Source organism: Psychrobacter urativorans, assembly GCF_904846675.1.
GTDB lineage: Bacteria > Pseudomonadota > Gammaproteobacteria > Pseudomonadales > Moraxellaceae > Psychrobacter > Psychrobacter urativorans_B.
On record NZ_CAJHBT010000025.1, the window covers coordinates 22,470 to 43,306 of the forward strand.

Here is a 20,837-nt window from a genome sequence, read left to right on the forward strand (position 1 = left end):
TTGAAAAATACAAAAAAGTAGTCTAGTGGTGTCTATCAAAATTATTCTATTTAATTTTTAATTACCGCGTGCAGAACCTAAATACTGTACGGGGCTCGCTATTTCTCCATCGACTACTTCTGCTGCGCCATTAACCAAATACTGAGCAAAATCTGCTGCTAGCCATAAGTTACCTTGATAGGTACTTTCAGCGTCCAAGCGTATATGCCCCATATTTACTGTACGACTGTTTGAGTTATCAAAGCTTTGATAACGGGCGCTAAAGTGAGTCAGAATTAAATTGTTAATGCCAATGTTTTGAGCGAACTTGCCGACTAATTGTGCGCTACTATGCATCGGATCAAAGTCTAGATTTTTAGCTTTAATTTTAGACAACACCTCAGAGGTATAAGTGGCTTCGTGTACCAATAAATCAGCATCATTTAACGCAGAGGTTAGACAAGCAGGTGTGTCATTATCTCCAGCGACAACCACTCGTGTACGTCGCTTATCATTATCAACGTAATCTGCCGAAAGCAATTTCTGACCGCTTTCCGTACAGACATCTTCGCCTTGTTGTAATTTGCCCCATAGCGCACTTGCCGGAATACCTGCCGCCATGAGCTTAGCCTTATTCAGGATACGACGGCTGATGGTTTGAGTAATGCCAAAAGCATGAGAAGGTACGCGATGCGATAATGGAGTGATATCAACATCAAGCTGGTGCTGGTTATTTAGTTGGTCGCCTAAATGCAAACTAATTGTACCGTTTTGCTGAGACAATACTTCTTCAATCGGCATGAAGTTAATGGTAAAAGGAAGATATAATTCGGTAGTCAAAGTAAAGGTATCAAGTAGTTTAGCGATTGCTTGAGGTGCGATAAGAGTTAGCGACGCAGTACGCCCTGACATGGCAGCACTAGCTAGCAAGCCAGGCAGACCGTAGCAATGGTCGCCATGTACATGGGTAATACAAATAGCGGTCAGTTGATGCAGCGATAACTTGGTGTGTAACAACTGGTGCTGCGTCCCCTCCCCACAATCAACTAATAACCAAGGCCGCGACTTCTTATTATATTGGTCATTATAATGGTCATTTTTCTTCTTAGGCCCTACCGGATAAGGGTTTAGGCATTCAATAGCCAGCGCCGTCACATTACGCTGCTTGGTTGGGACACCGGCTGAAGTACCTAAAAATGTCAGTTGTAGCATGGTTTACTATTCATCTTAATCATGATTTATGGCTCATAGCTTATGTTTTAAGATATTTCTGTTTTACGATATTTCGCACAAGATAGTCTTGCCGCCCTCGACTATTTGTCCACCGCTAGCAAAACACTGATTGACCATGCTCGACTCATGCGACTTCCAGCCACCATAAAAACTAGCCAAACATAATAAAGCAACCAGTATCTTCTGAGACCACGCCTTGATAGAAACTTGCTGAGGATTAACCTCAGGCTCTGCGGAATGCCGTCGATTTTTATCAAGGGTGTTGTTATCAAGGCCATCTTTTTCAAGGGTGCTTTTATTAAGACCGTCTCGTTTATTGCGCTCTGTCATCATGTTACCTTATCGAGATTTTCTCTATTAATAAGCAAAAACAATATGTAAGAAATACTAAAAACAACACTTAGAACTGAATACGGCCACCTTTATCTTCGGCACGTTTAAAGGCATCCCTCTCCTGACAGCGTTTGAGCCAATTTAATATATTAGTATATTTGGCGCTATCCAATCCTGCACGAGCTTTGGCAGCGACTACCACAAAGTACATTTGAATGTCAGCGGCACTAAAGGCTGCCCCTGCAAACCAATGATTGTCTTGTAGCTGTTGCTCCATCATAGCCAATATACTGGTAATACTATCCTCAATGATGCTGTTTTCGACCTGCTTTTGGATACCTTTACTAATAGGTTTAATCAGCATCGGTGACTTTTCAACCACTTTAGTAAATACCAAACGCATCACTAATGGCGGCATTGCTGAAGCTTCGGCAAAGTGCATCCAAAAAGTATATGCTTCCCACGCCGCTTCATTATCATCTGCAGGCTTAAACATCTGCCCTTTATCGTAGTGTTTGAGCAGATATTCGATAATAAAGCCGGACTCGACTAACGCCCGATTATCCACTTCTAATATGGGCGCGTGACCGAGCGGGTGAACTTTTTTTAAACTATCAGGCGCTAGATAAGCTTTAGTACGGTCATAGCAAGTCAGTTTATAGTCAACCTTAAGCTCTTCTAATAACCACAAAATACGAAATGAGCGCGAATTTTCTAAATGATGAAGATGTAACATGGACTATCCTTATAATTATAAATTTATGGTTATACAATACAGTTATGCAATCTATTATTGCGATAAATAGCGTAAAGTTCTAACCTGTTATTATTGATAATAGCGTACTTAACTTACCTTTGACACTACAGGTAACCGCAACCGTTACGAAAAACAATGTCTGTCTGGTCAATATTAAACAAGTCAGAATTAGACTAAACGATCCTAAGATTCTGCTCGACAGCTAATCTATTTAGACCGGTTAAGTCATTTTAAGCTTTTTAAATTAAATGTAGTGAGGTTTAGCATACTCTTGCAAAAGCCTATTATTTTGAGTGCAATTGGTCAATTTTGCGCATCATCTTATCAATTTTCTGCTGATAACGTTTGATTTTACGGAATCTATGAGCCACTAACACCCCTTTAATACGATGTTTTTTCGGACGACGACGCGGTGGAAAGCTGTCAATTTGTAGATTATCATAACCTTGCAGACGATTGTCACGCTTACGAGTAACATAGCCCATTGTACTTTCCATAATCATGAATAGTAATGCCAGAGTGATCATGCCATACATAAACAAGGAGCCGCCCTCATCCAGACTTTGATTCAAAACGGTAATGGATAATACGAACAAAAGCATAGGCTCAAGGTAACTTAAAGCACCAAATAAGGAGACGGGCAATTTGCTACTAGCAACCATCGATAGCGACATCGCAAGCGCACTAAAAACCCCTAACAGCGGCAACAAATACCAGAACTTACTAAATTCTGCTGCCATACTAAAGCCGTCATTACTATAAAGCATGATTAACACTACCGGCGTCAGTAAAGTCAAATCAGACAGTAAGCCCGTAATCGGCGGTACGGCAAGCTTGCGCCGTAACAAGTAATAAGGCGGATAGCCCAAACATGCAAACAAAGTCACCCATGATACCGTCCCGTATTGAAATATATCATAGCCAATACCCAGCGCGGCAAATAATGCTGCCAACCATTGTAATAAACCCATACTCTCATGATAAAAAAATCGTCCAATCAAGATCATCACTAATGGCAATAAAAAATAACCCAAAGTGACATCAAGACCAAAACCATTAACCGGCCCCCACATAAATAACCAAATCTGCCCTCCTAAAATGGGGGTGGGTAATATAAATAATAGCCATTCTTTTGGAGTCTTTAAAGTTTTTAAATAATCAAAAACATGCTGCCACTGCTTAGTAAAACTGACCAATAATACCAGACTCAATAACATCATCAGTATGCGCCATGAGGCTACCTGCGTACCCGATAATGGTTGCATAAATAGCCCAAACAAAAACATTAACGAGAATAAAATACTCGATGATAGCGATGCTAGGGATCCTTGAAAGGTTTGATTGGTAGTCAACATAACAACAGCCTTTTGAGATGAAGCTTTTAAAATAACGGATATCCGCTACCATTAATTAGAAAAAAAACAAAAGCCTCAAACGCTAACGTCGGAGGCTTTTCTTCTTATAACAATAGGGCAATAATGATGTAACATTAGGACAAATTATATTAGTTTATCCTATTAGAATATATCACGATACGATGCCAAAAGCAGAATGGACAAGAAATATAGCTATTTATCCACTCTACTAGGCAGTTCATCTAGATACTTATTCCGTATCGTCGTCTAACATATTATTGTCTAACGTGCCATCTTCTAAACTATAGTCATTGGCAATATCAATAGTTTTAGTAATATCAGCTGTACCGGTGCTATCGGTCGCCGCATTTATGCCTACTTGCTCTTGACCCTCTACTGCAAATACACCATCTTCTCTTAAAGCATCAACTAACTCACTGTTGTCTTCTTCATGCTCAACCCGTGCCATAGCGACGAGTTTTTCATCTTTTGACAGACGAATTAAGGTAACACCTTGAGTATTACGACCCGCACTAGCGACGTGTTCAACTGGTGTACGTACCAATGTACCTTTGTCTGAGATTAAGATAATATCATCTTCAGGCTCGACCTTAGTAGCGCGAACGAGTGCACCATTACGGGCACTGGTTTTGATAGCAATCACACCGCCACCGCCACGACCTTGCTTATTGAATTCTTCGATAAAGGTACGTTTACCAAAGCCATTTTCACAGGCAATCAGAATTTCTCGAACATCATCTTCGATGACGACCAACGACTTGATAAACTCATCGTCAGCAAGGCGCATACCGCGAACGCCTTTTGCCGTACGACCCATCGAGCGAGCATCGTTTTCATCAAAGCGGATGGCTTTACCACTAGAGGCAAACAGCATCACATCTTGTGTGCCATCAGTAATACGTGCGCTGACTAACTTATCGCCCTCTTCTAAACCAACAGCAATCAGACCGTTAGAGCGAATACTGGCAAACTGCTCAAGCTCAACCCGTTTTACGGTACCGTTAGCAGTGGCGAAAAATACAAAACGTCCGGTCACTTCATCAGTCGTTTGCGGAATCGGTAAAATAGTCGTTACGGTCTCATCGTTATTAAGTCCAATGAGATTGACTAGTGGACGACCTCGCGCACCGCGACTGGCAATCGGAACTTCAAAGCCACGTAAACTAAAGACACGGCCACTATCAGTGAAACACAGTACGGTTGCATGGGTTGATGTCACGACCAAATGGTCAATCACATCATCTTCTTTCATAGCGGTTGCAGACTTGCCTTTACCGCCACGCTTTTGGGCAACATAATCATCGATTGGCTGGGTTTTCGCATAACCGGTACGCGATACCGTCATCACGATCGTTTGTTCAGGAATAAGGTCTTCACGACTAAAGTCAGTACGTGAGTCAATAATATCAGTACGGCGCTCATCACCGAAGTTCTCACGAATCTCAATCATCTCATCAGAGATAATAGTCATAAGCTTATCAAAATCACCAAGAATTGATTCTAAACCAGCGATTTCACGTAATAAATCTTGATATTCTTCTGTCAGCTTGTCTTGCTCAAGTCCGGTTAAGCGATGCAATTGCATCTCTAAGATGGCATTGACTTGATCTAATGACAAGCGATAACTTTCAGCACCTTCGATTAAGCCAAACGGTGCTTTTGGATCTTCACCCTCAATAAATTCAGGACGTACTGATTGGCTACCTGCAGCAGTGAGCATCGCTTGCACGCTACCTGAGCCCCACGTATTATTTAGCAAGTTTTCACGGGCCATAGCGCGACTAGCAGAAATTTTAATAGTCGCAATAATCTCATCAATATTAGCCAATGCAACGGTCAAACCTTCGAGCAAATGACCCCGAACACGGGCTTTATTGAGCTCATAAATCGTACGACGCGTCACGACTTCTTGACGGTGACGAACAAAGGCAGCAATTAGCTGGCGCAAGGTTAATAGTTTCGGCTGACCATCATCCAGTGCCACCATGTTGATACTAAAACTGGACTCAAGCGGGGTCTGAAGAAACAAGTTATTTACAATAACTTCAGCAGTTTCACCGCGACGTAAGTCAATAGCAATACGCATACCGTCTTTATCAGACTCATCACGAATCTCGCTAATACCTTCGATTTTCTTGTCCCGAACTAGCTCAGCAATACGTTCAATCAGCTTGGCTTTATTGGCTTGATAAGGCACTTCAGTGAATACAATGCGCTCACGGTCGCGGTTCACGCCAGTGTCAGCCATCGACTCGATATGATAACGACCACGGATATGTAGACGGCCTTTACCAGTACGATAGGCATCTTGAATGCCGGCACGACCATAAATAATACCGCCTGTAGGAAAATCAGGACCTGAGATGTGATTCATCAGCTCCTCACCAGAGATTTGCGGATTGCTGGCATATGCCAAACAGGCATTAATCACTTCGGTGAGGTTATGCGGTGCCATATTGGTCGCCATACCGACGGCAATACCTGTCGCGCCATTGACCAATAAGTTAGGAACACGTGCTGGCATCACACTTGGCATGCGCTCAGAGCCATCGTAGTTGTCTTCCCAATCGACGGTGGCTTTATCCAAGTCAGCAAGCATTTGATGGGTCAGCTTGGTCATACGTACTTCGGTATAACGCATCGCTGCCGGTGGATCATCATCAATCGAGCCAAAGTTACCCTGACCATCGACCATCGGATAACGCAAGCTAAAATCCTGCGCCATGCGTACAATCGCATCGTATACTGCACTGTCACCATGCGGGTGGTATTTACCGATGACGTCCCCAACTACACGTGCTGATTTCTTATAAGCTTTATTATAATCATTAGACAATACGTGCATTGCAAACATCACACGGCGGTGTACTGGCTTGAATCCATCACGCACATCAGGTAGCGCGCGCGAGACAATCACGCTCATCGCATAATCCAAATAGGATTGCTTTAATTCATCGACGATGCCAATAGGACTGACCGATTCGCTCATATACATTCCTTCATTCGCATCCCTTTCGCTATCTTGCAGTTCTGTTTTGTAGTTTGTATAGAAGGCTTACAATTACAGCCAATAGTATAGTTAAACATAACTGCACAAACGCGCAGCTACTGCCCAAATACAATCCATAAAAAAGCGCTACAAAGCGTGCAAAATGATAGGGAAATAGCGATAGTTTTAATGTTGAATAAAAGAAGCTATTTTAGCACAAATTTGCCTATTTAGGGGCATTTGCGCGTCATTAAGCTTAAGCAAATCAGGTCACTCGTAGTAGGTTTTCTACAAAATTAGTGGATGTTAAGTTTGTCCTAGCAACATATCTTTTTAGACTGACTAATTTTACCATTTTTGCAGACAAACTTGCCCTATTTCAAGCAGTTCGCTACCCCGCCCATCTTACAGTTGAGCAAACTCTTGATTAAAGAACTCACGCGTCGCTTGGTTACAAGCAGTGTTTACTAGACCGCCATGATAGCTGCTTAAAAAAGCGACGTCAGGTGAATTGCCTTGCTGTACTGCATTAGAGATGACTTGTTCAACTCTGTCAGCAAAATTAGCTTGGACACTGTTAGCGACCGTTTGAACATTCCATGAGTTCATAGATGCCTGTCCAATGATAGTTAGGTCAAGTTTATCTTGGCGTTTGGCTTTATTGGTCACATCAACATCCAATACCGTGACGTTAAGCTTAGCAGCTGGATTTTGCTCACTTGCTCCTTGCAATAATGCTGTCATTGAACCAGTATTCAAATCATAAAATACCGTCGGGTCTTGGTTACCACCACAAATAAGCGTTGGCATAGTGGGCACATAACCGCGCAAATCATTGGCTTTTAGCGCTTTTCGAAGGTTGTTTTGTGGGTTGACCGCTGGCATACCAGTAACAAGGGTTGGAACTAGACCATCAGGATTTTGTACAGCATCGGCAACATACTTAGCACGAAACTCAGTATTAATAAGATAGTTGACACTATCAAATCCGGCAGAAGCAAAAGGCAATTCACTTTCTGGCAGTTGATCAATTACAGGGTTATTAGTAGGTGGCGTTTGAAATAAAGCGTTTGCAGGTAGCTTCTTATTATTTATCAGTGCCTCAAAACTTAATACGTTTGGCAGCTTAGTATCTGCATATTGCGGGGTAAAAATCTCCATTGGATTTTGATAGATATTGCCATAAGCCTTTTGCAAACCAGTAGCCAGTAACGGTGCAAATGCTGTCGCTCCGATATTTACATTACCCGTAAAGATAGCATCCCCAAATGCTGCTAAAGCATAAGGCCCTGATGAGGGTGCAATGGCAGTTACCGGCTTGTTTTGCTGCTCTAAAAGACGTGCTGTTGCCATAACCACATGCCCACCTTGCGAATAGCCTGCAATAAATAATTTACCAGAATCATTAACATTAATGTATTTACTATTATTAGCACTTTGTTGCTGTTTAATAATGGAGCGAGCGCTATCTAAGGCAGTAACCATATCAAACGACTGCTGATTGGCGTCAAGATACGGATGGTAGTCGAGATCAGAGTTATCATAGCCTGCATAGTTAGGTGCGACGACGATATAACCTTGCGCTGCAAAGTTCGCCGCTATTAAGGTTGCGTTTGCGCCTGCCGGATTCTGATTGTTACCTACTTGGGCAAAATCATAGGTCTTCTCGGTAGTGGTGCCATGAGCATATAGCAAGACTGGGCGATCCCCTTGACACTCGGCAGCATCTCCGCTTGGCAGCATCAGCGCAGCAGTCGCATTGGTCTGCTCACCTGCTGAACCTTTGGTTGGATAGCTGACTTTTTCTACCGTGACACCGCATTTGGCAGCGGGGGTCGAGGTATTACCGAGACCAGCGGTTTCTGCTTCTGATAATTCAGCATCTATTTGGCTGTTACTGAAGGTTTCAACAGACTGAGATGTGGCCGAATAAGTCACGCTAGAGTCATCATCGTCATCACAACCGACAAGCAGCAGACTACTTGCTATCGCAACGGATAGTAAACAGCGGGTTATTGTTGGCCTACTAGTAATATTAATAGTTGAATCAACAGTTGGGCTAATGGCAGAAGAGTGGTTAGTTTGCTTGGCGAACTTAATATTCGTCTTAGATGTGGTCATAAATACTATCCTTAGCAGTAATAAAAGAGTGGCTTTAGCATGCTTAATATTCAATGAAAGTAAGGTTTGTGTCTTGTAACTTACTGGTTATACCGTAGTATGTTATTAAAAGATATCAAAGAATGTGTAACCAAACGTCATCCGAATGCAAGTATCAGTTATAGTGGTTCATTTTTTTAATATTAAATCTTCAGCCATCTATTAATATATAGGTATTTATTTTTATGGATATCGTTTTAGCTATCGTCTGGATTTTGGCAATGGTGTTATACAGCTTTTCTAGCGACTATGCTGTCAGCTTTCCCAATCATAATAACCAGGCGCTGCCTTTTATCCGCTGGGGGTCTTTACTGATTGCGATGGGATTATCAGCTTATCTCGCCTCTGCTTATCAAGCCAATTTGCAAGGGACTGGTATTTGGGTGTTTATAGTAGTGGTATTTGTGATCATTACCTTATCTAAACTGATATTTAAATGGGTTATCAATCGCCGTCGATAAATGAGTAAGTGATACCCAATCAAACCTATAACCACTCAAACGATAATGACAACGATATGGACATGCCAGACTTAACAAAAACTAATGAGACACGCACCGACCGCAGCTTTGATGCGATTGCCGATCACTTTGAAAAAAAGGTCTATGGCGGCTTAAAAGGTGATATTCGGCTGGCAGTATTACGCCGTGATATTTTTGAGTATACCGAACAGATGACTAAAACGCTTGGACGTCCGCTACGTATTTTAGATGTGGGTGCAGGTCTGGCACAAATAGCGATTGATCTTGCTGTACAAGGTCATAGCGTCGTAGTCAACGATATCTCAGCTAATATGCTAGATAAAGCCAAAGCCAGTTTTGAAAAACAAAAGGCAACCGCTGATAACGATGTTTTAAATACAGTGACTTTCGGTACGGCGAATTTCGGTGAGATAAAATGGTACGTCTGTCCTTATCAACAGCTCGAAGAAAAGCTGGTTGTTGATAATAAAGCGGACAAGTTTGATTTGGTATTGTGTCATGCCCTACTTGAATGGCTAGCTGAACCGGCAGCCATCATGGACTTTTTTGACAGTCAGCTTACTGAGAAAGGCGCGCTGTCATTGTGTTTTTATAACCCAGCAAGTTTTGATTATCGCAACCTTATTATGGGGAATTTTAACCTACTCGATAATACGGACTATAAAGCCGACAATAAAAAAAGCTTGACCCCGAATCATCCAGTAGCCAAGCAAGAGGTCGAGTCGTGGTTACAACAGCATCATTATCATATTGTATTAGAAAGCGGTCTACGCGTCTTTCACGATTATGCGCCGTTAAAACGCGGCGGTCATAACGACCCCAAAGCGGTGATTCGGATGGAGCTGCGTTATTCACGAAAAGAGCCTTATAAAAGATTGGGGCGCTATTTGCATATATTAGCGGCTCGCCATGTTTAATTGCCTTGATTGCAATAAGCGCTTTAGCAACGGCTTATTACATATCGTATTCTGACCACGTAGTAGCATTGACATTCTTCTCGTCGAAGACTACTACGTGCTTAAGCATCGGTAAAATACCGATATGCGAACCAATTTCATGGTTATGATGGCTGGACACCAAAGCCAATACAGTCTGTCCATCCTCTAATTGCAAACGATATAAATAGTTTGCCCCGCGAAAGACCCGTCCTACTACTAGTGCAGTCTGCGTACTGTCATCATCATGAAGGATATCATCAGGGCGGACTAACACCTTAATCAGCGTGCCATTAGGATAATCATAGTCGCAATACTGCGGCTGCCCGGCCTCATCATAGCAGTCCATACGCCGGTAAATATCACCAAGCGCGGTCTCAACATGACCCTCTTTAATAATACCATCTATCATCGCCCCTTCACCAACGAACTCAGCGACAAAAGGGCTGACCGGCTCATGATATAACTCAGTTGGCGTTGCCCATTGAACCAATCTACCCTCATTCATCACCCCAACTTTATCCGCTAAGGCAAAAGCTTCGTTTTGATCATGAGTGACCAAAATCGCAGTGGTATTGGTACGCTTAAGAATATCGCGCACACTCATTGCCAGCGACTCGCGCAGCACTACATCTAGGTTAGAAAATGGCTCATCAAGTAATAATAGTTTAGGTTTTGGTGCTAAGGCTCGTGCTAAAGCAACGCGCTGCTGTTGGCCGCCGGACAATTCAGTCGGGCGCTTATCAGCGTGTTCACTCAGCTCAACCAGCTCTAACATCTCAGCGACGCGTACCTTTCTATCCGCCGCTGACCATTTATTCAGGCCAAAGCCAATATTTTTGGCGACGCTTAAATGTCCAAATAACGCATAATCTTGAAAGACCATACCCATGCCACGCTTGGCAGGCGCAACGGTAAATGAGGTGCCTTTAGACTGTTCTGTTAAGCGCTGCTCATTTAAGCTGATAATGCCAACCCGCGTGGGTTCTAACCCTGCAATAGCTCGAAGTGCTGTGGTTTTTCCGCAGCCGCTATAACCCAAAAAGCAACCAATCTCGCCTTGTTGTAAGGTTAACGATAGCCCATTTACTACCGTCGTCTTATCATAACCAACTACCAAATCTTGTACACTAAAATAAGGCTCATCAGTGACGCTATTTCTCTTAGTATTTAATTGATGATTATTGTCTGGATTAGAAATCTCATTCTTCTGAGCTGGCGGCGCTTTAGTTATAGCTGCTGGCGATTGACGTTCATAATCAAGTCGCGCCTTTTTGTTGGCAAACTTTGGGTCTGGCTGGTCTGTCGAGTCGTTCATGAGGTCAGTATACATAGACGGTACCAATAAGCGATTAATGAGTAAAATAATAATAACTAACAATAATAATAATAACAACAAGCCAACTGAGCCAGAATTATTATAAGCTGTGCTGTAGACAATAGCCGATAGGATTAACCTGTTCTATCACTTTGACGCAGCAATATCCATACTGGAATCAAGCCAACCATCACAATGAGTAAGCTTGGCAATGCGGCCCTTCCCCACATACCTTCACTGGTCATCTCAAATACTCGAACTGCTAGCGTATCCCAGCCTTGCCGCCGTGTCATTAAGGTGATGGGCATCTCTTTCATCACTTCAACAAAGCCCATCAACAATGCAGTCAGCACCCCGGGACTGAGCACCGGTAACACCACTTGTCGCCAGCGTTGCAATGGGCTGTCACTAAGCAATTTAGCCGCCGCTTCTTGGTTAACCGTCAAGCGTTGGAGCTGACGGTCTACTGGCTGAAAACTCACGGTCATAAAGCGGGTGGATAAAGCCAGCAGCATCACAATAACACTACCTGAAAGAACCTGATGCGAAGTGACGCCAAAAGAAATGAGTTGATTGTCTAGCCAAGCAATCGGAATAAATACCCCGACGGCTAATACCGTTCCCGGTACCACATAGCCTAAATTGGCTAACGTAGTCATTAATTTGGTAGATTTATCCGGATATTGGCGCTTAACCCACGCAATAATAATAGCCAGAACCGCAATGAATAGCGTGGTCATAGTCGCTATCAATAAACTATTAGTGACAAAACCAATATAACGCGCATCAAAATCTTGACGAAAATTCATCGCTGTCCAATAGACCAGCTGTAAAAATGGTATCAGAAAGGCAATTAGAAACACCACTGTACATAGCAATGACATCGCCCATTTAGCCGGCTTACTGGCCTCAAAGCGACGGTTGCTACCTTGGCTGATCGCATTACCGCGCTTGGCTTGCCAATACTGCTCAAACAATACCACGATAAATACCACCCCAATGAGCAAGGCAGCCAATTGAGCGGCAGTGGTCAAACTAAAGAATCCAAACCACGCTTTATAAATCGCCGTAGTAAAAGTATCGACATTAAATACTGATACCGCCCCAAAATCAGCGAGAGTTTCCATTGTAGCCAGCAACAGCCCACCAACAATCCAAGGCAACGCTTGCGGTAAAGCCAGACGAAAGAATACTCGACTACGGCTAAGCCCCAGCATTTGACCCGCTTCAATGGCACGGCGACCTTGCGATAAAAAAGCTTGGCGTGCCAGCAGATAAACGTAAGGATAAAATGCCAGCGATAACACTAAACCTGCGCCCCATATATTGCGCACTGAGGGTATCGCCGTACTGATACCCATATCTCGCAAACCGGTCTGTAGCGGCCCGCTAAAATCAACGATTCCTATGGTGACAAAGGCTAGCACATAAGCCGGTATCGCCAGCGGTAACATTAACGCCCACGAAAAAAACCGCTGTCCGGGGAAGCGGTACATGCTCGTGACCCATGCTAATGCCGTACCAATACTACCGGAGATTGTCGTGACCATCAGTAATAGTATTGCCGTATTTTTGAGCACTTGCGGCAGCACATACTCACGCATGTGCGTCCAAATATCGGCTACCGGTTGCGTCCACGATAACAGCACGATTAAAATCGGTACGAGCATAAACAACGAAATCAGTCCTAAGACTGATTTCGAGGTAATACGCTTGCCGACTGTATGATCTTGGCTGACAGCCTGGTTGTTATTGACAGTATCGTCTTGACGAACGGGCAATTTTGGTGTTGTCATCATAGAATCATTACCATCATAAAACTATTGTCATCATAAAATTATTACCATGTCAGACGCATAAAGGCTAAATTATAAAGTCTAGGTTGTAATAGCTATGTACGCTTATGCGCTTATTTATACCCTGCTTTATCCATCATTTGGATTGCTTGGGTCTGTAACTCGCCAAATTTTTGTACATTAATATCATCCTGCTTGAACGGACCCCATGATCTGAGTAGCTCTGACTCATCGACACCTTCTTTTACAGGAAACTCTTTATCAGCACTAGCATAGAGACCTTGTGCTTTATCAGAAGACAGCCATTCCATCACTTTAAGCGCGCCATCTGGATTGTCTGAGTTTGCGATCACCCCAGCACCAGAAATGTTTACGTGCGTACCGGTAGTATCTTGGTTGGCCCAAAATATTTTTACTGGGAAATTAGGTTTCTCATCAAGCAGACGACCATAATAATAGCTGTTAGCAATACCGACTTCACACTGACCAGCAGCAATCGCCTCTAACATGCTAACGTCATCACTGAATACGTCGGTTGCTAAGTTATCAACCCAACCACGAATGACTTGTTCGGTTTTCTCTGTGCCCAAATGCTCCATCATGCTAGCAACTAGCGACTGATTATAAACCTTTTTCGAGGTACGTAAGCATAGCTTGCCTTTCCATTCTGGATCGGCCAAATCAGCATAAGTAGATAACTGAGCGGCATCAACTTTGCTTGGGTCATAAAAAATGGTACGTGCGCGTAATGACAAACCGGTCCATAGACCTTTTGGATCGCGATATTTAGCAGGGACATTGCTCTCTAAAATAGTAGAAGAGACTGGTTGCAATAAGCCTTGCTGCGCCGCTTGCCATAAGTTACCGGCATCAACCGTTAATAGTATATCTGCTGGAGTGTTCTTACCTTCAGCATCTAGACGCGCCATTAGTGGACCCGTTTTATCCGTGACCAGCTCAATCTTTACGCCAGTCTCTTCGGTATATTTATCTAACAAAGGCTTAATTAACTGCTCATTACGTGAAGAATAAATGGTAACCACTTGGTCACTGTTAGTCGTTGCAACGCCATCGGTAGCGGCATCTTGTCCAGCTACTGGTGCGGTAGTTTCTACTGGCGCAGCGGCATCAGCACCTTGCTCGGGCGTTTCCGCTTTATTACAACCAACCAAACCTAACATCAAGCTAAATACAGCAATAGATAAGGTGGCCTTCACAGGGCGAGTAAAAGATGGCAATGCTGTAGCCGCATTCAACGACATGATTTTCTCCATAGATAGTGCAATAAGTAGATGAGGTAAAATTAGTTAATCAACTGCTAATGGATAAGAAAAACTTAAGAGATGTTAATCATAAAATGATAAAAACCAAAAGTAACATACTAATATAAATGAGATTAGTTATCAATACATTTATCTAGGAGTGTAATTACACTCCTAGACCGAACTGTGTAGCAACCAATGTCCGAGAATCACATTCACTGCAGCCTCCGTACGTAATACTCGCGTGCCGATATTGACCGCCCGACATCCTTGCGCGGCAAATAGCTCAATCTCGTAATCAACCCAACCCCCTTCAGCACCAATACAAACCACGCTTGGTAATACTGTGTTTTTAACTAAGTTGGTTTTGATAGGATAATCTTCATTTTGAGATAAGGCGAGCTGCTGCAAATATGACAATAACGACAGCTCACTATAAGGGTGCGCGACGATGGCATGATGAGTAATCAAACTTGCCAGCTCATCTTCCACAAAAGGCTTAAAGCGTTTTTGTAAGCGAATGTGCGGCGCAATCGTATCAACGCCTTGTTGTAGACCTTCCAATACGAACTCATCAAGCCTTGCTAATAATGGACTTTGCCAATAACTTTTTTGGGTGCGATAGCTATTAATCAGGACAATATCACGCACACCAAGCGCGGTCATATCCATAATCAAGCGCCGTAATACTTTGGGACGCGGTAATGCCAAAATCACCGTCACATCAAGTTTAGCAGGCGGCAGATTATCTAACTGCACATCATGCAGCTGAATATTATCAAAGACAATTTCATTAATAACTGCAGTACCAAGATTGCCGCCAAGCTGACCTATTTTCAGAGTATCGCCAACCTTTGCACCTAATACGTTATTAATATGCTCAATTTGGGCAGGTGCGTTAATATAGGCAAAGGGCAATGAAAAATTGGTAGCAGGCAATAAAATACAATTCATAAGGGCAGGTGCTTACTTAGGATGAAGGACGGTTATTAGTAAAGGTTGTTAGTAGTATTTATTCGTCAGCAATTACAAACTGCTCAATGACATCTTCAATCATCAGCAACTGGCGCGTAAGTACCGCTTGCTGTTGCTCTGCTAACTCTACGCCTGCCTGTCCTGCCTGCTTAGCAATATATAAATGACTCAGCCAAAATTGCAGTTGTTCATAAATAAGTGCACTATCTTCAATATCGGCATCAGCGTCAGAAATTTGTTGAATACGCTCGGATTCATCCTCTTTTGCAAACTGTCCATTAACAGTTATGGGACGATAAAAATCATTATGAGGCTGATACAACGCGCCGACGCCAGCAAGCTTATCCACTACGGTTTGACACGATTGCGTATAGCGACCCATCAATACGGGCGTTGCCACACTTGCCGGCTCAACAGGATTATGGCCGCCAATATCAACCAAGGAGCCGCCGACTAGCGCCACATCAGCCAGCGCAAACCAAGTCATTAGCTCACCCATACTATCAGCGAGATAAACTTGCGTCTGCGCTGAGACGGTCTCATTAATACTACGCCGCGCCATGCTCAATCCTGACTTCTGGATAAGGGCCGCGACTTCATCAAAGCGTTCAGGGTGTCTTGGCACAATAATTAACAGGGTCTCACTAAGTTCAGGTATGGCTGAAACTTGCTGCTGTAATGACAGCATGATATCTTCCTCACCACTATGGGTACTTGCGGCTATCCAGATGGGGCGCTTTAAATGGTGTAAATCAATATCTGCAGGTTTTTTATTAGCAGATTTCTGCTCAAGAGCAATGGAATTTTTTTCTGCTATCACTTGGTCTATATTTTGATTGAAAGCCTCATTATTACTATGAGTTATCTTAGGAGAATTAATCACCCATTTAAGCGAACCCGCTACCCGAACTTGCGAACTATGACCACCCAATTGTTGAAAGCGCTGAGCCGACTCCTCGTCTTGGGCAATGATTAGCGTTAGGTTTTGCATCATGCTTTGGCTGACCGCGCTAATTTTTTGGTAACGGCCAAAAGACGCTGCTGATAGGCGTCCATTGACTAATATACTGGGAATACTCTGCTGTGAGAGGACCGTTAAAATATTTGCCCACAACTCAGTTTCGACAAATAAAGCGGCAACCGGTTGTACATGCGCTAAAAACGTCTTAATAACCGCCGGAGTGTCTACCGGCACATAACTGTGACTCATGCGTCCTTGGGCAATATCCTCTGCAAAATGGCTGGCACCACGTGCAAAACCAGTCTGAGTGGTATTGGTCAGCCAAATCTGATAGCCCTGCTGGAGCAATTTATCTAACAAGGGCGCAACCGTATTGGTCTCGCCCAACGAGACTGCATGACACCAAATTATTTTATGATTAGTTGTAGCTTGAGTAACTGGACGTGGTGGATAGTGCTTACCAAAACGCTGCGCCACCTCTTGCTGATAGTTATCACGCTTATGCGAGCGTTGCCATACTTGCAGACGATACAAGGGCTTTAATAGGCTAATAACCAGTCGATAATACCAAGGTGGGCTAATGACAGGGCGCTTGGTTATTTGTGTAGAGATGATTTCCATAGTATGATTATTCAGCTAATTTACAAATTTCAACGGCTCAGATTCAGACGCTAATTTTTGCGGTGGTAGGTAAGAAGATGGCAGGAGAAAGCTTATATTGATAATGGATAGACTAAAAGATAAGACCATTACACAAAGATAATTAATAACAAAGCGCCTACTACCACTACCCCAATCAAAAGCTGATAACGCTTAAAGCTATGTTCTTCTTGCTTTCGCGTCGTAATCAATATTTGCGCCTGCTGCCATTGTGCCACAAGACCCGCCGCCTCGAGATGACCGTTTTCAGCCGCTTGTTCAAGCCAATGTTTGCCATTATTAATATCTTGTGGCACGCCTATTCCTTGATAATACATTCGACTTAGCAAACGCTGGGCGCGGCTATCCTTAGTGCTAGCGGCCTGTTTAACCCAGTTAACACCGTTCTCTTTAGCGGCAGCTTCATTCTCTGGATTGTCTATTAACAGGCCTTCACCTAATAGCTCATACATAGCCAATCGGAGCATCGCCGCAGTATTGCCAGCCGTTGCAGATTTTTTTAGTAGGACAAGGGTTTGCTTACGTGACGCTTGGTGCTTCTCTGAAAATATCACTTGGGCGCGTGGTTTATGCTGCTTGACTATATGACGCTCAAACTGGTCGAGGATTTTGCGTGCTTGTTGATAATCGCTATTGCCCGCTGTTTGTACCACTTCAATCTCATCCAATTCAGTAAGGAGTTGAGTAAAAATTTCGGGCGTTGGGGTTGGCGATATTGTTGGTACTGGTTTTGATGGCACAACAGACACATTTTCTGATGTATTAACAATAGCTTGGCCTGCATGGGAGTTTTTCTTTATGGGGTTTTTACTTATTGAAGTTGCCGTAATATCCGCGTTGACAACAGTATTTGGCATAACAGACACTGTATTAATTGCAGCAGCCGTAGCATTAGGTAATAATGCATGAACTGCTTGATATAGACCGCTGGCAACTAGTCCGCCTTGTACTGCTTGAAACTGCCGATCAATATGTCCAAATAAGCGCATTCCTATCGGCTCTAAAGCAAAAAACACCGGCGCAACTGCCTCGTCATTGATAGCAGCTTTTGTATCATTACCTTGCATAGAAGCTTCTTTATACAATACCGCCATATGCTGATAAAAATCATCGGTTATCAGTGGCAACTTAGGATAACGGGTGCGCAATTCAAATTGACCATACCAATGCGGCATATTTTGCCATTGTCTTGCCAGCACCCGTCCCGTATAAAATGCTAAAAATATCAGAAAATTACGATAACGCTCATCAGCCAGTAGCGCTTTTTCATCCCAGATATTAGACTTAATCATATCACGGCGTATTTGTAATAACAGCGTATCAAGCCGTTGTAAGCTCAACATCGATTCATCTAATTGACAATCACGCAGCGCCGCTTCATAAGCAATGTCACCAGCGATAGGACGATTGGCTAAGAAATCTTGCCAATAGCCTTCTGCGACATAATCGAGCGGCGTTTTAGGTAAGGACGTTGTAGACATAGCAGGCATAAGGCAAGCCCATCCTTTTATAAAATAAGTGAGCAGCGATTAGTTGGCAGTTATCCTAAACTAAAATCTAAATCGCTACAATAAAGGACTAAACAATCGCACGACATTATCGAACAAGCGCTCATAATCACGGCGCTGCTCCCACTCCTCTAAGCCCATAAAACGGCAGCTTTGCAAATAGGATTCCTGACAGTCAGCGACTTGCGCGACCATCTCCGGCGTATAAATTGCCAAACTGACTTCCATATTTAAATAAAAACTGCGCATATCAATATTGACCGTACCAAACAAACAGTAATCATCGTCGATAATTACCGTTTTGGCATGTAGTAGTCCGCCTTTAAATAACGCAATGGTCACCCCCGCTTCTAACAATTCTTGATAATACGCTTGCGAGGCGTGCTGTACTAGAAATGAATCGACCTTTTCAGGAATAATAAGGGTCACATCCACCCCACGCTTAGCTGCCGTTACCAGCGCCCCTGACAGCGCTTCATCGGGAACAAAATACGGGGTGGTAATTTGAATACGCTTATTGGCGCGGTGGATAATGGTCACCAAAGTATTATAAATTACATGAGCGGTCACTTGCGGCGCTGAGGGAATCAGCTGTGCCACTACACCCTTTACTACAGGCATCTGCGGAATCACAATCGATGTCGCACCCGTGCTCGGCTGCTCAATATAATCGACGGCTTCTTTTAGCACCTTTATCCGACTGTTCATATCATTGATGGTTGGATGCTGCACATACAACTTACGTGTATAACTATTCACGCGTTGATGCAACGCATCTAGATTATCCCTATTTTCAGCACCAATATCGGTGACCACCACCTTAGCCATCGCAGTCGCGATACTGATTGACTGCTGACTGACACTACGTATCGCCACATCAATCCATTGACCAACATCTTTATCTTGTTTAAAAAATTTCGGATCGACTAAGTTAAAACTACCGATATAACCAATATATTCATCAATAACGACAATCTTACGATGATTTCGCAGATCAGAACGCTTAAGTAAGGTTTTAAACAATCCTACTGGCAACGATTGATGTACAGAAACGCCAGCACGCTCTAATTCGTGATGCTCATTACTATTAAAAAAGCTAAAACTCCCCACACTATCTATGAGAATGTGGCACTCTACCCCGCGCTGAGCAGCTGCCATTAAGGCTTGCACCACATCTAGCACCTGCCCTTTGGGGTAAATAATATAAAACTCCATTAGAATAGTATGTTGAGCGCCTTCTATATCATCAATCAAACGCTCGAAAATAGCATTGGGATGAGTCAATAGCTGCATGTCATGATCTGAAAATACACCGAACCCCGTCCAGCGAGTACCAATTCGACTAACACCTCGGTAATTCTCAGGGAGCAGCTCTTGGCCCTTATCGAAAACCAAACTTTCACGCTCCGCCATCTCATTCATCAGCAGCCGCGCCTGATCCATGCGCTGGCGGTAGCGGCGGCCAATCATCGGCTCACCAACTAAAATATAAGCAACCAGCCCCACCACAGGCAGCGTATACAATACTGCTATCCATGCAATCGCCACGCCAATGTTGCGCTGTACGGAGACAATACGCAAAGTCATCACTATCATGAGGATAATATGTAATATCCACCCAAACCCTGCAATATCGGTCCATGACCACGATGCAAGTTGCTGCTCAGTAGCTAAACCGTCTATATTAACCTCCATAAACCAATACGACTCATATAACCGAATACAACTAATTATGATTACAATTACCAAAATGCTAGCTAATAGTTAAAACGCTAATAGTATAGTGGCTTTTGGCTATCACACAATAGGTAACTGTGTAGCCAGCATTCATTCTTACCTTGTGCTTTTACTGCCTAATCACGACTAATTTAAAAAATGTGTAAAATACTATTTGACAGACCAATGTAAATCTATATAATACACACCCACAGCAGAGGGCTTTAATGAGCTTTAAGCTGTTGGAAGTTTTATAATTCTAGAACGTGACACCTTTAGAGAATTGAACTTCTAAGAAATCCTATTTAAAGGATTCCTTGAGGGTGATTAGCTCAGTTGGTAGAGCGTCTGCCTTACACGCAGAATGTCGGCGGTTCGAACCCGTCATCACCCACCA

The 20,837-nt window shown here is 43.2% G+C and carries 15 protein-coding genes and 1 tRNA gene; 3 read left to right on the top strand and 13 right to left on the bottom strand.

Annotated features, from left to right (window positions below):
* Positions 1-57 precede the first annotated feature (57 nt).
* From JMY06_RS10435 to JMY06_RS10460, 6 genes are all read right to left on the bottom strand, one after another.
* On the bottom strand, positions 58-1,191 hold the full coding sequence (locus JMY06_RS10435) for a ribonuclease Z (protein ID WP_201529569.1): 1,134 nt from the start codon (positions 1,189-1,191) through the stop codon (positions 58-60).
* Between the two features lie 63 nt (positions 1,192-1,254).
* A complete protein-coding gene (locus tag JMY06_RS10440; protein ID WP_227672295.1) occupies positions 1,255-1,545 on the bottom strand; it encodes a hypothetical protein in 291 nt (96 codons plus the stop codon).
* A 67-nt stretch (positions 1,546-1,612) separates the two neighbouring features.
* Entirely contained in the window at positions 1,613-2,281 is a 669-nt protein-coding gene (locus JMY06_RS10445; RefSeq protein WP_201529567.1) for a glutathione S-transferase, read from the bottom strand.
* A gap of 305 nt (positions 2,282-2,586) precedes the next feature.
* Positions 2,587-3,657 (bottom strand): EamA family transporter RarD, encoded by a 1,071-nt coding sequence (rarD, locus tag JMY06_RS10450; RefSeq protein WP_201529565.1) that lies wholly within the window; start codon positions 3,655-3,657, stop codon positions 2,587-2,589.
* A gap of 250 nt (positions 3,658-3,907) precedes the next feature.
* Positions 3,908-6,667: a DNA gyrase subunit A gene (gyrA, locus tag JMY06_RS10455; protein ID WP_201529563.1), complete on the bottom strand. Its 2,760-nt coding sequence runs from the start codon at positions 6,665-6,667 to the stop codon at positions 3,908-3,910.
* A gap of 405 nt (positions 6,668-7,072) precedes the next feature.
* Positions 7,073-8,788: an alpha/beta hydrolase family protein gene (locus JMY06_RS10460; RefSeq protein ID WP_201618210.1), complete on the bottom strand. Its 1,716-nt coding sequence runs from the start codon at positions 8,786-8,788 to the stop codon at positions 7,073-7,075.
* 224 nt (positions 8,789-9,012) lie between these two features.
* Between JMY06_RS10460 and JMY06_RS10465 the strand changes: the two genes are divergently transcribed.
* Together JMY06_RS10465 and JMY06_RS10470 are read left to right on the top strand one after the other, a co-directional pair.
* Positions 9,013-9,288: a hypothetical protein gene (locus tag JMY06_RS10465; RefSeq protein WP_201529559.1), complete on the top strand. Its 276-nt coding sequence runs from the start codon at positions 9,013-9,015 to the stop codon at positions 9,286-9,288.
* A 62-nt stretch (positions 9,289-9,350) separates the two neighbouring features.
* Positions 9,351-10,226: a methyltransferase domain-containing protein gene (locus JMY06_RS10470; RefSeq protein ID WP_227672297.1), complete on the top strand. Its 876-nt coding sequence runs from the start codon at positions 9,351-9,353 to the stop codon at positions 10,224-10,226.
* 37 nt (positions 10,227-10,263) lie between these two features.
* On the opposite strand, the gene JMY06_RS10475 is transcribed toward JMY06_RS10470, so the two are convergent.
* The 7 genes from JMY06_RS10475 to JMY06_RS10505 form a co-directional block, all read right to left on the bottom strand.
* Positions 10,264-11,577, bottom strand: coding sequence for an ABC transporter ATP-binding protein (locus JMY06_RS10475; protein WP_201618212.1), 1,314 nt, complete (start codon positions 11,575-11,577; stop codon positions 10,264-10,266).
* 119 nt (positions 11,578-11,696) lie between these two features.
* Positions 11,697-13,361: an ABC transporter permease gene (locus JMY06_RS10480; RefSeq protein ID WP_201618213.1), complete on the bottom strand. Its 1,665-nt coding sequence runs from the start codon at positions 13,359-13,361 to the stop codon at positions 11,697-11,699.
* Between the two features lie 110 nt (positions 13,362-13,471).
* Positions 13,472-14,620 carry an extracellular solute-binding protein gene (locus JMY06_RS10485; protein ID WP_201618214.1) on the bottom strand — a complete coding sequence of 383 codons (1,149 nt, stop codon included), beginning with the start codon at positions 14,618-14,620 and terminating at the stop codon, positions 13,472-13,474.
* A gap of 174 nt (positions 14,621-14,794) precedes the next feature.
* Complete coding sequence (locus JMY06_RS10490; RefSeq protein WP_201618215.1) at positions 14,795-15,574, bottom strand: 16S rRNA (uracil(1498)-N(3))-methyltransferase; 780 nt, start codon at positions 15,572-15,574, stop codon at positions 14,795-14,797.
* Between the two features lie 58 nt (positions 15,575-15,632).
* Positions 15,633-17,177, bottom strand: coding sequence for a 3-deoxy-D-manno-octulosonic acid transferase (locus JMY06_RS10495; RefSeq protein ID WP_201618216.1), 1,545 nt, complete (start codon positions 17,175-17,177; stop codon positions 15,633-15,635).
* A gap of 128 nt (positions 17,178-17,305) precedes the next feature.
* Positions 17,306-18,706, bottom strand: coding sequence for a tetratricopeptide repeat protein (locus tag JMY06_RS10500; RefSeq protein WP_227672299.1), 1,401 nt, complete (start codon positions 18,704-18,706; stop codon positions 17,306-17,308).
* Positions 18,707-18,781: 75 nt separating this feature from the next.
* The gene (locus JMY06_RS10505; protein WP_201618217.1) at positions 18,782-20,419 is read right to left on the bottom strand and encodes a cardiolipin synthase; all 1,638 of its coding nucleotides are present in this window, start codon (positions 20,417-20,419) and stop codon (positions 18,782-18,784) included.
* Between the two features lie 342 nt (positions 20,420-20,761).
* Here JMY06_RS10505 and JMY06_RS10510 point away from each other — a divergent pair.
* Positions 20,762-20,837, top strand: a tRNA-Val gene (locus tag JMY06_RS10510).